General features: G+C 67.0%; 10 protein-coding genes. 1 reads left to right on the plus strand and 9 read right to left on the minus strand.

What is annotated here, in order from left to right; genetic code table 11:
* Nucleotides 1-593: 593 nt before the first annotated feature.
* From E1262_RS05690 to E1262_RS05730, 9 genes are all read right to left on the minus strand, one after another.
* Nucleotides 594-1,541, minus strand: coding sequence for a U32 family peptidase (locus E1262_RS05690; protein ID WP_203453583.1), 948 nt, complete (start codon nucleotides 1,539-1,541; stop codon nucleotides 594-596).
* The gene (locus E1262_RS05695; RefSeq protein WP_132102133.1) at nucleotides 1,538-2,707 is read right to left on the minus strand and encodes a mandelate racemase/muconate lactonizing enzyme family protein; all 1,170 of its coding nucleotides are present in this window, start codon (nucleotides 2,705-2,707) and stop codon (nucleotides 1,538-1,540) included. The genes E1262_RS05690 and E1262_RS05695 overlap by 4 nt, the downstream gene beginning before the upstream one ends.
* On the minus strand, nucleotides 2,704-3,483 hold the full coding sequence (locus E1262_RS05700) for a FadR/GntR family transcriptional regulator (protein WP_162605784.1): 780 nt from the start codon (nucleotides 3,481-3,483) through the stop codon (nucleotides 2,704-2,706). Before E1262_RS05700 ends, E1262_RS05695 begins: the two co-directional genes overlap by 4 nt.
* Nucleotides 3,484-3,717: 234 nt before the next feature.
* Nucleotides 3,718-4,506 carry an IclR family transcriptional regulator gene (locus E1262_RS05705; protein WP_132102261.1) on the minus strand — a complete coding sequence of 263 codons (789 nt, stop codon included), beginning with the start codon at nucleotides 4,504-4,506 and terminating at the stop codon, nucleotides 3,718-3,720.
* 173 nt (nucleotides 4,507-4,679) lie between these two features.
* Nucleotides 4,680-6,785, minus strand: coding sequence for a family 43 glycosylhydrolase (locus E1262_RS05710; RefSeq protein WP_132102135.1), 2,106 nt, complete (start codon nucleotides 6,783-6,785; stop codon nucleotides 4,680-4,682).
* Between the two features lie 101 nt (nucleotides 6,786-6,886).
* Nucleotides 6,887-8,437 carry an arabinosylfuranosidase ArfA gene (arfA, locus tag E1262_RS05715; protein WP_132102137.1) on the minus strand — a complete coding sequence of 517 codons (1,551 nt, stop codon included), beginning with the start codon at nucleotides 8,435-8,437 and terminating at the stop codon, nucleotides 6,887-6,889.
* Between the two features lie 93 nt (nucleotides 8,438-8,530).
* Nucleotides 8,531-9,319, minus strand: a complete 789-nt coding sequence (locus E1262_RS05720) for a carbohydrate ABC transporter permease (RefSeq protein ID WP_162605786.1) — start codon at nucleotides 9,317-9,319, stop codon at nucleotides 8,531-8,533.
* Between the two features lie 84 nt (nucleotides 9,320-9,403).
* The gene (locus E1262_RS05725; RefSeq protein WP_132102142.1) at nucleotides 9,404-10,351 is read right to left on the minus strand and encodes a carbohydrate ABC transporter permease; all 948 of its coding nucleotides are present in this window, start codon (nucleotides 10,349-10,351) and stop codon (nucleotides 9,404-9,406) included.
* Nucleotides 10,352-10,452: 101 nt separating this feature from the next.
* A complete protein-coding gene (locus E1262_RS05730; RefSeq protein ID WP_162605787.1) occupies nucleotides 10,453-11,604 on the minus strand; it encodes an ABC transporter substrate-binding protein in 1,152 nt (383 codons plus the stop codon).
* Nucleotides 11,605-12,492: 888 nt separating this feature from the next.
* On the opposite strand from E1262_RS05730, the gene E1262_RS05740 reads away from it, so the two are divergent.
* The gene (locus E1262_RS05740) at nucleotides 12,493-13,959 is read left to right on the plus strand and encodes an Ig-like domain repeat protein (RefSeq protein WP_162605788.1); all 1,467 of its coding nucleotides are present in this window, start codon (nucleotides 12,493-12,495) and stop codon (nucleotides 13,957-13,959) included.
* Nucleotides 13,960-14,239: the final 280 nt, after the last annotated feature.

The raw sequence follows: 14,239 nt of genomic DNA on the forward strand, positions 1-14,239 counted from the left end.
CCCGCATCTACCTGCGCTCAGGCCGACCACCCGGACCGGCCCGCGAACAACGAATGGCCCGAACCCACGTCTGCAGGTTCGAGCCATTCCGATGTCCCGAGACATCACACTGTCGGGCTGACAGGATTTGAACCTGCGACCCCTTGGATAAACCGCTGGTCAGAGCGGCTGTACGGCCATCTCGGAAGCTTGCGGATCCCCTGCTCATAGCCGGGAACCGGGTGGTTCTCGCCCTCCGAGCGTATCGGGTCTCTGAGGGTCTATCCGGGTTGCTTGCGATGGGTAAACGATGGAGCACATGAGGGCGCGGTAGTCATGCCGATTCCCGCTCGGCGGACACACCGGGCCAGCAGCTATCCGGGGAGCACCCGTCGGGGTCGCCGTTCTCGAGGAAGTCGATCCCGTCGCCCTGCTTTCCCACAGGATCTCGGCCGGCAGCCGAAGACGCCACGCCGCGGCCCATGTAGGGGTTCTGGGTCAGCTCACGCAGCACTATGCGCGTGCTGGAACACCCACCTCACCATCGGTGGGACTCCGCCGCCGGCTTCATGCCCCCGACTTGCCGACAAATAGCAGCTTGACCATGGAGGGCTTCATGGGATGGTTGGGATCGCCAGACCGGTCGCTCCCGGGCGGGACCCCACCGACGACGGGCGATGCCGGGCCAGCAGGTCCAGGCCCAGCCGAGCGCGGCGCACCCGCTCCCGACTGAGCGCCACCGTCGTCGCCTCTAGGTGCGTACCCGCCGGATACACGTCCGGCGCGTTGCGCAGGCCGAACTTCACGTGCACCGGCGCCGCCACTTCGACGATGCGGGCGATCTCATAGTGCCGCACGAACCCACCGACGTTGTCCGGCGCCTCCACGTACACGTCGAGCGGGACGTCCACGGCTGCCCGGATCGCGGCCAACTGCGGCAGCGTCAGATCGGTCGGAACGTTGATCGTGTTGGCGCCGAGGTCTTCCAGGACGCGAGCGGTCGCCGCATTCGACGCCGGCAGCATCACCGACGTCTTCGCCTGCATGTCCGCCGGTAGATCGCCAGCCGCGCGTAGCCGCCTGAAGACGTCGAGCACGCCGATGTCGGCGATGAGCACACTGCGGATGCCATGCTCGGCGGCGCGGACGATCTCGTCGACGACGGCGGCGAGCTGGTCCTGCCCGCGGGTGGTCGGAGCGAGCACCGAACCGGCCGAGGATCGCGCCATGGCCGAGGTGTCCCAGCCGGCACACGGCCGGGCGAACAGGCTGACCTCGATACCGGCCGTCGCGGCAGTGGCGGCCATTCGGTCCAGCTCCGCGTCGGTCATCAGCCCGACCCCGGTCCCCTGCGACACCCGGGTAACCGGAACCTCGAGCTCACGTGCCGCTTCGAGGACGGCGTCGAGGCACGCCGGACCCTCGACACTTGGGATCTCGACCCGGTACTCGGCCCCGTCGGCGAACCGCAGCGCCGAAGCCGGTAGGTCGTAGGCGTCCGTGCCGGGCAGGCCGGCGTGGTCCAGTAAGCCGGCCGGCCCGAACTGCCTGGGCGGCGTCACGAGCGCGCGCCGGCGAGCGTGTCGCGCCGCTCCCAGCCCTCACGTACCAGGTTGAAGTGCACGTGCGTGCGCGGGTGTTCCGAACATGCGTCGTGGTCGAGCCGCAGCCCGAGGCCGGGCGCGGTCGGGACGGCGAATGCGCCGTCCGCCGCATCAACCATCGGGGCGTCGGTCACCAGGCCGGCCACCCACGGGTCGGCGAAGTCATTGAAGTGTTCCAGCACCTTCAGTCCGGGCGTGCTGGTGGCGAAGTGGAGGTTCGCCGCCGTGCCGACGGGCCCGCACACGTTGTGCGGGGCGAGCAACAGGTTGTACGCCTCGGCCCAGCCGGCCAGCTTGCGCAGCCCGGTGAAGCCGCCGATATGGGTGAGGTCGGCCTGGATGATGTCGACCAGCCCGCGGGAGATCAGCTCGCGGAACTCCGGCACGGTGTGTACCCGCTCGCCGGTGGCGATCGGCACCTCGGTAGCCGCGCGGACCAGCCGCAACCCGTCGACGTCGTGCGGCGGCACCGGTTCCTCCAGCCACTCCGGACGCAGCGGAGTCAGCTCGCGGGCGACCCGGGCCGCGGTAGCGCCGGTGAAGCGGCCGTGCATCTCGACCATGATCGACACGTCGGGCCCGACGGTGTCGCGTACGGCGCCGACGATGTCGACCGCCCGGCGCAGCTCCGCGGCGGACAGCTCAGCTGTCGCGGCGCCGAACGGGTCGATTTTCAGCCCGCGGTAGCCGCGCTTCACCACGGCGGCGGCGAGCTCGGCGACCTGCTCCGGGTCGCGGCCACCCTGATACCAGCCGTTCGCGTAGGCCGGGATCCGCTCGCGCATGGTTCCGCCCAGGAGCCGGTGGATCGGCACCCCCAGCTCCTGGCCCATCAGATCGTGGCAGGCCATGTCGAGCATGGCCAGCGTGGTGGCGGTGACTTCACCGACCCGGCCGTACTCTTCCCACGACACCTTCCATGCCAGCCGCTCGAGGTCGAACGGGTCGGAGCCGATGAGGTGGCGCTGAGACAGCTCGGCGATGCAGGCCAGCAGTGTGTCGGTCTTGTTCAGCATGCGTGCCTCGCCGAGGCCGACGCGGCCGTCGTCGGTGTGGACCTCGACGAACGTCAGCTCACGCCACGGGGTGCCGACGACGGTGGTGCGGACATCAGTGATCTTCACGCGAGCTCCCTGCCGGTGGAGTTGGTGTTCGGTGTCGTGAGATCGATCGGCCGGGAGATCGCCGTGCGCAGGTCGTGCCGTGTGTGCACGAGGTGCGAGCGCATGGCCGCGGCGGCCGCATCCGGGTCGCGCGAGCTGATGGCGTCGAAGACGGCGCGATGCTCGGCCAGCAGGGCGTCGATGGGCTTGCCACGTACCAGGTAGCCACGCAGGCTCTCCAGCCGGCTGCTGTGCAGCGGCTCCTCCATGCCCTCGACGAGGAAGCTCAGCATCTGGTTGCCGCTGGCCGCCGCGACCGCCGCGTGGAAGCGGACGTCGGCAAGGTTCAGCGCCTCCTCGCCCTCGGCCCGGTACATCGACTCCAGGCTCAGCTCGAGGGCGGTCAGATCGGTTCGGCTGGCCTGAGTGGCGGCCAGCTGCGCCGCGTGCACCTCGATGGCCATTCGTACCTCGAGCAGGTCGAGCAGGGCCCGCGGGTCGCGACGCAGCGCGGCGGTGAAGAACCCGCTGACGGGCGCGGCGTTGGGGAAGGCCACCGTCGGACGCCGCCCCTGCCGGACCTCCAGCAGGCCCCGGGCGCTGAGGTTGCGCACCGCCTCGCGGACGGTGAGCCGGCTGATGCCCAACGCGGACGCGAGCTCGGCCTCAGAGGGCAGCGCGGAACCCGGCTGGACCTGCCCGGCGAAGATTAGGTCCTCGAGGTGCCGGACCGCTCGGTCGGTCAACGGTTCGGCTCGGCCTTCGCCGTCCTGACTGTTCGTCGCTGCGTCCGCCACGCAATTACTATGGCAGATATCTGATGAGCAGCCAAGTGGTGGTCGAGATTTTCGAGCCGCCGCCCGCAGGGCTACACCTACCGTGGCCATTGGCGGAGCCGAACCTCACCGCCTCGATCTGCCCCATCGAGGCGATCATGGATGCGGGTAATCAACGGCCTTCTGCCCGGCCGTAGGCACAAACACATCTGATAGGTTGGCGTCCTCAGGACGGACAACAGTGGTCAGGCGCCATCAGTGGCGCCCAACAGCTCCACGGTGTCCAAGCCGCCTCGACAGCTCCTCGGCCGCGGCGGCGGCGTACTTCCCCAGCGCCGACTCCAGCGGCTCGGACCGGTGCACCGGGACGGAAATACTCAATCCGGCGACGACCGCTCCGGTGGCATCGCGAACCGCGGCGGCGACGCAGCGCACATCGAGGTTGGACTCGCAGTTGTCGTAGGCGAGCCCGCGCCGGCGGATCCTGGCCAGTTCGGCCAACAGGGCGTCGAGCCCGATGATGGTGTGCGGAGTCATGCGCACCCACTCGAACGGATCGGCGTAGCGTGCCGCCACCTCGCTGTCGCTCAAGCCGGCGAGCATCGCCTTGCCCACCGCGGTGCAGTGGGCGGGAAGACGCTTGCCCACGGCCGATACCATGCGCACCGTCTGCGGGCTGTCGACCTTGACAAGGTAGATCACCTCTGTGCCGTCGAGAACGGCGATGTGGACGGTCTCATCGCACTGCCGCACGACGTCGTCGGCCACCTGCTGGCCTTGCTCGGTCACGTCGATTCCCTCGGCGTAGGCGCTTCCGAGCTCGAACAGGCGCAAACCGAGGCCGAATCGGCGCCCGGTCGGGTCCGTCGGGCGAAGGCAGTTGCGAGCCACGAGTGTCTGCACCAGCTCGTAGGTCGTACTACGCGGCAGTCCCAGCGCCGCCGTCATCTCCGGGACCGATCGCGGTCCCTGCCCGTCGAGGAAGAGACCCAGCAGATCCAGCGCCCGCGCGACTGCGGGCACCTCACGTCCTGGTCCAGCCATCCTCACCGCCATTCGCCCAGGTGGCCCGTCAGCGCCCACGCACCACTCGTATCGCTGCCCCGTCCGGTCGACCGGCCGCGATCGGCCGGCCGCATGCGCGTACGCACCACGGCCGGCCGATCCGCCGACGGGGTCGCCACCGTCAACTCTCGCCCATCACTCGTTGCCGGCTGTCACAGGTCGTCGCACTGTCCGCTCGTCGGTCCCCGGACGACGTTGGCGAAGCCTTGGTCGACGGGCGCCGGCTCGTTGTCGGAACACGCGAGTGGACCGGATATCCGATTGTCGGCGATCACGGTGACACCACGGACCCCGGTGACGCTGACCGGGCCGGTGACCATGTTGCCGTCGCAGCCGTCCTGAGGACTCCCGAGCGCTACGCGGGCTCCGCCGGCGATGGTGACCGGTCCGGTGATCCGTGAACCGCAGAACTCGATCTCGAGCGCATCAGTGGCGCGGACGGGCCCGGACACACGAGAGTCCGCCGAACGTAGCCCCGCCCCCGCCGCGACGGTCACCGGACCGTGGACCGTCGCGCCATCGAGGCAGGTCACGCCGTGCGAGATGGTCATCGGGCCGGCATGGCGTCCTGTCACGACATCGAAGCACGGAAGCTCGTCGACTCGGGACAACCGCCATTGCTGCGGCGGCCACTTCGCCGCCTGGGTGAGGTTGCCCGCGGTGTGGTTGCTGTCCCGCCGGATGCCGCCGACAACATCGGTGCCGATCACGCCGTCGCAGTTGTACGACGCCTCCGGGTCGCAGTGGTTCTCGATCTCGACGGCGAGATTGGTTCCCTCGGACACGGCTCGATGGAAGCCGTGGCCCGTGTCGTCGAGGTTCCATCTCTGCAGATCCGTCGACTCGTCGCACCGTGCGGTCACCACATCGGTGCCGCTCGTGCCTGAGTCGTCCGCCATGGCGAGGCAGAACTCGCCGCCGGCACCCATCCCCCGGAAACGCCATGTGCCGTCGGGAGCGGCATTCATCTCCCAGATCTGTTGCGGCGCGGAGTCGTCGCACCGCGCTTGAACCACCGTGCCGTCGTCAGCCGTGAGGCACCGGTCACTGGCCACCGGATTCTGCAAGCTGTCCGGGTCGCTGATGATTCCGTCCTGGTTGACCAGTCGGTAGTGGGCGCCATCCTGCAGGTCGTACGGACCGCTGTCCGGTTCGTTCAGGTAGGGCCAGCCGTCGTGCCAGCTCATCGGCCAGATGCCCAACGTGTTCTGCGGCCGGTAGGCGTGGTAGACGAGGTGGTACACATCGTCCTCGACGAAGATGTCCGGCCCTCCAGGCGCCCGGTACAACCCCGGCGGACTCACACCGGACGCAGCCGTCCTGCTGTTGAGGATGATGCTGCCGCCGCCTTCGGCGAGGTCGACACCGTTCTTGTCGAGGTAGGGGCCGTAGATGTTCTCGGACCGGCCGACGACGACCTTGTAGGTGTTGTCGTTTCCGTTCGAACGGCAGCACCAGTCCCACGCGGCCATCAGATAGAAGTAGCCGTCCTTTTCGAAGATGGACGGCCCCTCGATGCGGTTGAAGTTCGGACAGCTCGCCAGAGGATACGGGCACCCCGGCTCGAGAATGGGGAACAGGTCGCTCTCGCGATGAGCGATCAGGCGGCGCTCGCCCACGACCGACGCCATGTCCTCGCCCAATTGCTGGATCATGATGCCGTCGAAGTGGGAGCCCCACACGATCCACCAGTCACCGTTCTCATCAGGCCAGATCGCACCGTCGATCGCGTTGAAGGTCGCGTGGTCGGGATCCTGCGAACCAGATCTGATCACCGTGCCGCGTTCGACATAACTCGCTGGGTCGTCGGGCGTCTTCGTGGTCTTGAGCCTGATCGACGAGTTGTTCGTGCCGAACGAAGAACTCGAGTAGTAGTAGTAATAGGTGTCGTCGATACGCTGGACGTGAGGTGCCCAGCCCGCCGCCGGCACGCTGCCGAGGTTGGTCCAGGGCCCCTCGAGGCTCGGGGCGCTGCGCACCAGGCCTCCGGTTGCCGACACGTAGTAGGTGTCGTCGTCCTTCCACAAGGTCGGGTCGTGCAGCGAGACGGACCCGGTCAACGGGATCTGGCCCGGCGACTCATCGATCAGCTCGCCGGCCTGGTCCGCCGGTGCTGCCTCGGCCGTCGCCTTCGGCGGTTCCGCGGCCGTCGCGGTCTGGGTGAGCAGCGCCGCCGGGATCGCGGCCACCGCTAGGATCGCCGCAGCCTGGGTGCGCCACGGCCGGTGCGGTCCTGCAGTATCGTGTTCTGCCAGCATTACCAGCTACCTTCCTGATCTGCCGCGTTGGCCCGCCCACTCATTCGTCATGCGTGCAACGGCAGCCCGGCGCGTACATGGCCTTGTCGCTGATGCTCAGCTCACTCCTCTCGGTCACGCGGTCGGTCTGGATCGGTGAGCCGGATGACGTTCCAGCTCGCGGGCTTCAGGTAGGCCCGTGCGGAGCCGTGGCCGGAGGTGTCGACGGGCACGGACACGGGGATCACGCGGTCCGGATTCGTGCTGCTGTTGGTCGCTGCGAGGTCGTCTCCGGACAGCACGGTGTGCTCGGTGATCCGGTGTCGTGCGAACGCGTCGTGCCGTACCGTGAGCTCGACCGGTTCGGCCGGGTTCCGGTTCACGGCGAAGATCGCCACGTCGCCGGAGTCGTCGTCGTAGGTGGCGACGGCGTGGACCGCCGGCACGTCGCCGTAGCGGGCAGTCGCCATGACAGGTGCCACCGGGTCGACGCGCAGTACGCGGCCACGGGCCAGCCGGGCGGTGAGCGCGAACGGGTGGAAGCTCGCTTGTCGCCATGCCGGTCCGCCCGGCTCGGTGCGGATCGGCGCGATCGCGTTGACGAGTTGGGCGAGGCAGGCGACCGTCACTCGGTCGCAGTGCCGCAGCAGCGCGATTAGCAGGCTGCCGACCACGACAGCGTCCGCCACGGTGTAGGTGTCCTCGATCAACGGTGGCGCCTCGGGCCAGTCGTCCGGAGGTCCTTGTTCCCGCCAGTCGGTCTGGTCCCACACGTTCCACTCGTCGAACGACAGGTTGATGCGCTTGGCCGCCCGTCGCTTGGCACGCACATGGTCGGCGGTCGAGACCACATCGTCGATGAACGCCTCCATGTCGACAGCCGATGCCAGGAAACTGGCCAGGTCGCCGTCCTGCAAGTGGTAGTACGCATGCAGCGAGATGTAGTCGACCTGGTCGTAGGCCTCCTCCAGCACGGTGGCCTCCCACTCGCCGAAGGTCGGCATGCCCGAGTGGGAGCTTCCGCATGCGACCAGCTCCAGCGACGGATCGATCATCCGCATCGCGCGACCGGTCTCGCCGGCCAGCCGGCCGTACTCGGCGGCCGTCTTGTGACCGATCTGCCACGGCCCGTCCATCTCGTTGCCGAGGCACCACAGACGGACGTCGAACGGCTTCGCGTGGCCGTGCGCCGCGCGCATGTCGGACCAGTACGTGCCCCCCGGGTGGTTGCAGTACTCCAGCAGATCGCACGCATCCTGGATGCCGCGGGTGCCGAGGTTCAGAGCCATCATCGGCTCGATCCCCGCTTGACGGCTCCAAGCGGCGAACTCGCCGAGCCCGAAGGCGTTCGTCTCGGTCGAACGCCATGCCGGGTCCAACCGCTGCGGCCGGGCCTCCCGCGGACCGACGCCGTCCTCCCAGCGGTAGCCGGACACGAAGTTGCCACCCGGGTACCGCACCACGGACACTCCGAGCTCGCGGGTCAGGTCCAGCACGTCGGTGCGGAACCCGTCGTCGTCGGCAGACGGGTGAGAAGGTTCGAAGATCCCGGTATACACGCAGCGGCCCAGATGCTCGACGAACGAGCCGAACAATCGCGGCGGCACTTCGGCGATGCGGAACGCCGGGTCGATGGTCAGAATCGCGCTGTGCACGAAGGGGTCACTCCTCATCGTTCGGGCTGGAGCATGGTGGCCGGAGACGGGCAGCCAGCACCGCGGACAGGTCGCGCTGGGCCGTACTGGGCTTCTTCCGCGGGCGGAGGGTCACTTGGTGCCAGTGCCGAACTGCCCGAGTCCGTTGATGAACTGCTTTCGGAGGAGCACGAACATGAGCATGATCGGCACCACCGCGATCACCGCGACCGCGATCACCAGGTCCCATCGCGGCCGGTACAGGCCGACGAGCGTGGTCATGCCGACAGACAGGGGGTAGTTGCCCTCGGATCGCATGACGATGAGCGGCCAGAGCAGGTCGTTCCACTGCTCGAGCGAGAAGATGATCGCAAGCGTTGCCAGCGCCGGCTTCACCATCGGGAGCACGATCCGGAAGAAGATCCGGTAGTCCGACGCTCCATCCACCCGTGCCGCGTCGAACACCGCCTGCGGCAGGCCGAGCATGTACTGGCGCATGTAGAACAGCCCGAACGGATGCGCCAGCATCGGCACGATGACCCCGAGATGCGTGTCGATCAGGTTGAGCTGGATCATCAGCAGGAACAAGGGAATCAGCAACAGATGGAACGGCAACATCTGCGAGGCGAGGATGGACACGAAGATCGTGTTGCGGAAGGGGAACCTGATCTGCGCCAGCGCATAGGCAGCCATCGTGACGACGACCAGGGAGCCGACCGTCGACCCCACGGTGAGGATCACCGAGTTCGCGAACCACGAGACGACGGGCGTCTCGTTGAACACGGTCCGGAAGTTCTGCAGCGTCAGCGACGACGGAAAGAACTGACCCGCGTCGGCGAAGATGCGCTGCGGCTCGCGCAGCGAACTGACCAGAAGCCAGTAGAACGGGATCAGGAACGCTATCGCGACCACCGCGACCACCGACGTCATGGCGATCTTCTTCACCGTCGGCCGATGAGACGTACCGCTGCTGATGAGTGGTTTTCGCTGGGCAACGGTCATCGTTCATCGGTCCTTTGCGAAGAAGCCGAACGCCTTCAGCACGATCAACGAGAACACCATGATGATCGCGGCCAGGACGACTCCGATCGCGGACGCGTAGCCGAGATCGAAGGACGTGAACGCCGTGCGGTAGAGGTGCACCACAGCGCTCAGCCCACCTTGGCCCGGCCCACCGCCTGAGCCCCAGAGGACCAGCGGTTCGACGAAGAGCTGGAATCCGCCGAAGATCGTCAGGACCGTGACGAACAGGATGATCGGTTTCGATAGCGGCACCGAGAGATGCCAGAACTGCCGGATCGGTCCGGCACCATCGACAGCAGCTGACTCGTAGAGCTCGTCCGGGATGTTGGACAGGCCGGTGGTGAAGTAGATGATGTTGATCCCGGTCCACCGCCACGTGGCCATGATGATCATCGCTGGGATCGCCAGATGCCGGGTCTCCAGCCATGCCTGTGCGGGCACGCCGAACAGTCCGAGGAAGCCGTTCAGCAAGCCGTTCGTGGACAGCAGCAGGGAGAACACCACGCCCACCACGACGAGCGAGGTGAGCACCGGCAGGAACAGGATGGAACGGAACATCGACTGTCGCGCCACCCAGCGCGAGCGCAGGATCGCAGCGAGGACGAACGGCACAGGGATCAGCACCAACAGCGTGCCGACCGTGTACAGCATGGTGTTCCGAAGTGCCGTGAAGCCTGTCCGGTCCGTCAACACTCGCCGGTAGTTGTCCAGGCCCGTCCACTCGGACGAGCCGATTCCCTGGATCTCCTGGAAGCTCAAGACCACGGCGTAGCCGACCGCATAGACACGAAAGACGACGTAGAGCACGAGGAACGGCAGGAGGAACACCATCGCCACGACTGCCGGACGGTGGAGGAACGGCCTCTTCGGCTTGCGCCCGCGCGGGGAGGTGCCGGATCGCGCATCGGCGTGTGTGGTGTCGGTCGCCATCGACTGCTTCCTTCCGTCCCGCTGATACCGTCCGCGCTCGTGGCTCGCGGCTTGGCCACGAGCCACGGACGGAGATGTAGGTCGTTCAGCGTCGCCCGCCGCTAGTCGAGCGAGCGGATCTCGTCAGCTGCTCGGCGAAGTGCCTCGGCCGGATCAGCGCCTTCCTCGACGACCTGATAGGCGACGACGTCGCGCAACTGGAGCACGGCCTCCGGGTACCGAGGCCCGGTGAACTCGGGCGCCAGACGGTCGAACATCGCCTGCACGTTGGTCATCACCGGCTCGTTGCCGAACCACGGGTCGGGCGCGGTCAGGGCCTCGTCGTCGTACACGTCGTTACGGAACGGGTCGAAACCGAGATCCGTGTACAACGCCACCTGGGCGTCATAGGTGAGCTTGGCGAACTCGAGGAACGCCTTGGCCGCGTCGACCTTGTCCTCGTCGATCTGCGTGGTGATCGCGGTCCCAGTGCCGCCGCCCATCGTGCTGATGAACCCGTCGGAGCTGAACTCCGGCATCGGCCGGATGAGGATCTTGCCCTCGGTCTCGGGCATGAAGTCCTTGAAGCGCGTCACGTACCACAACGGCATCCACACCGAGGCGTACTGGCCCTCGTTCAATGCTTGGTAGTAGGGCTCGCTGTGGTGCTGGCCGCCGGCGCTGGCCGTGGCGATCTCGTGCTCGTGCACCATGTCGGAGATGAGCTGCAGCGCCTCGATGTTCTCCGCGCTGTCGAGGATGAGTTCGTTGTTCTCGTCGTAGGTCCCGCCGCCGTTCTGCAACATGGGGCCGAGCACGGAGAAGCGGTCGGTCGTCTCGATCGACGCCATCCAGGCATCGGTGTTCTCGACGACCTGCTGCCCGGCCGCGATGTAGTCGTCCCAGGTCACGATCGAGTCGACGTCGACGCCCGCCGCGTCGAGGATCTCGGAGTTGTAGTACATGACCCACGCGCCGAGGTGATAGTCGATGCCGTACTCGACACCATCGGCCCGGTACGGTGCGGTCCGCTCCTCGACCAACTCGCTGCGGTGGTTGTCGATGATGTCGGTCAGCGGGTGCAGTGGCACGTCTCCGCGGAGGAACGTCGCGAAGCGCTGAATCTCGATGTCGACGATGTCTGGGGCGCCGGAGCCGGATTGGAGGGCCACCAGCAGCCGGTCATGCATGTCCTCGAAGTCGGCGCTCGAGGCGTTCAGGATGATGTTGTACTCGTCGCTCTGCTCGTTGAACTCGTCCGCCCGCGCCTGCATGAAGTCGGTATGAGCGTCGACGAACGTCCAGAACTCGAGCTCGACGTCCTGGGGCCCGCCGTCGGCCCCACCGCCTCCATCGGCGGCGGAGTCGTCGTCACCTGACCCCCCACAGCCCGCGGCAACGAGCAGTCCGGCGATCAGGACTGCCCCCCATCGAAACCGCCGGCGATCGGGATTTGTGATCGCTAACATGCTCGATCCTCTCGACGTTGAGTCTGGTCTGACGGGAGCGCAGCTCGTTGCGGAGGGAAGCTGCAGGGCCTCTGTCCGGCTACTCGGAAACCATCCGATCCCTTGGACAGCTCGAAGCTAGCCGTGACGTACATCACGGGTCAAGCCATCTGATAAGTTTTGTTACCCGTTCGTTACATCGCGTGCTCGAGCTTGCAGTTTCCTCCGACAGAACGGGGCACTGGTGACAGCTGCAGCGACATACTGCCGCCGCTGAGAGCTTAGACATGAACAACCTATCTGATAGGTTTCGCGCATCAAGGTGTCGAGGGCGAGCTCGAGCGGGCTGATCCTTGGCGAAGCTCGACGCTGTCTTCCGAGTACGAGCTCGCCGATCAGCTTCAGGTCAGCAGGCTCACGGTGCACGAGGCGGCCAGGTCACTCCCGGCACATGGGCTCATCGAAGTCCGTCAGGTCCGTCCAGAAGGAGAGGGACTCATGGAACGTCGGAGCATCGTCACGAGGCTGGTCGCTCGTATCGAGTCGGCCCGCCCTTCCACTGCACGGAGGCGCTCTGGGGTGGGAAGGACGAGAGCCGGCAAACGTCGCGCGCAGTGCGCTGCGGCGGTTGCAGCTGGCTGCGGTCTTCTCCTGGCCGTCGCAGTCGCCCCATCTTCCGCAGACACCGCCGACGACCTCGATCTTGGTCCTCAGGTGACAAGGACGGACGAGGGACCCACCGGGTACTCCGTCACGTTTCGATACAAGGCGCCCGGCGATGTCGAGCAGGTGCGGATCTGGGGAGAATGGCAGTTCTCCAGCATTGAGTCCCTCGTCAACACCCGCACTTCAGACGGCCGCATGGGATGGGACTGGAGACCAGGCGACACTGTGGCCGCTGCCGGTCCCGGGTTCTTCCCCGCGTTCCCGGCCTCGGACATGAGCCTAGGGGAGGATGGCGTCTGGACCTGGACCACGCCGCTGCCGTCCGGGATGCACTCCTACCGCTTCGTCCATGACTGCGGGGGGCCTGCGGGGATCGACGGCTGTACCTATCACTACGATCCGGCGAATCCGCCGTGGTCGGCTGGGCTGACCCCGACGGGCGCCCAGACACTCAGCACCGTCTTCGTGCCGGAGCACCCGGACTTCCCGACCTACGACACCCGCAACCATGCACCGACGCCGCCAGAGTTCACCGGGACGTTCGAGCATCGCGAGTATGTCTCGCCAACGTCGACGAATCCGCCGGGCAAGCACCACCTCGTGGCATACTTGCCCGCCGGTTACGACTCCGACCGTCCAGTGCCCTATCCCACGCTCTATCTGAGCCACGGCTTTGGGGGCAACGAATCTCACTTCTTCGTGCAGGCACTCGCCAACTACATCATGGAGAATCTCGTCGCCGACGGCCACGTGCAGCCGATGGTCATCGTCACTACCAACTTCAACGGGATCCCGGGTGGCGACGAAGGCTACGCGCGGGACCTGAGAGAAAACGTCATCCCGTTCATCGAGCGGGAGTACAACGTGTCCACGCTCCCGGAGGACAGGGCGTTCGGCGGGCAGTCGATGGGCGCGCAGCGAGGCATCAGCCTGCTGTACAACCACACACCCACCTTCCACTACTACGGCCTGTGGGCGGCGGCTGGGGGCGGCAACCCCAACGCGACCCAGGTCGAGAACATGAGAGGTGTCCGCGGCGGTATCCACATGGGCACGGGTCTGCAGGACTTCGTCGGCAACATCGGCCCGAACTCGATAGCGCGGGCGGCGACCTTGCGGAGCCATGGCCTGGACGTTGTGGAACACAACGTGGACGGCACCCATACCTGGGTTGCCGCGCGTCCGCTCTTCGAGGACTTCCTGAAGCGCGTCGTCTTCCGCGCCACGGAGACGTCCCTGTCGGTCGAGACCCGCGGCAACAGGGTCAACCATGTCTCCGCCACCGTCGAACCGCTGGGCACCAGCGCGGCGCGTCCGACCGGGTTCGTGGAGTTCCGCCGTGGAGACACGGTCCTCGGCGTCGCCAAACTGAACCCCCACGGCACCGCCCGGCTACGCCCGCCCTCTCCCGCGTCTGCGGAGGGCATCGAGGCCCACTACCTGGGTGACGATCTCTTCAACGGCTCCGACAGCAGGTCCACGGATACTGCACCGCCGTCGGAGGTCCGTCCGTAGCGGACACCCGGGGTGGTGCGGGTCAGGCGATGGTGACGGCGCACGTCTCGACTGAGGAGCGGTGTCATTGGTGATGGCGTCGGCTTACACAGCGCGGTCGTTCGCGTCCGAGCGTCCGAGCATGCAGGCCGAGCCGGCCACACCGCAGGACGGCCGTCACCGGGCCGACGGACGGCGGCCGGCCTCACGGCCGCTGCGGTACTGGCCGTGAGGCTCGTGGCCTCCAGCACGACGGGGGCCGCGAGCCTCACGACCCACAATGCCCTCGCTTCGCCGCGCC

Source organism: Jiangella aurantiaca, from assembly GCF_004349105.1.
Classification (GTDB): Bacteria; Actinomycetota; Actinomycetes; order Jiangellales; family Jiangellaceae; genus Jiangella; species Jiangella aurantiaca.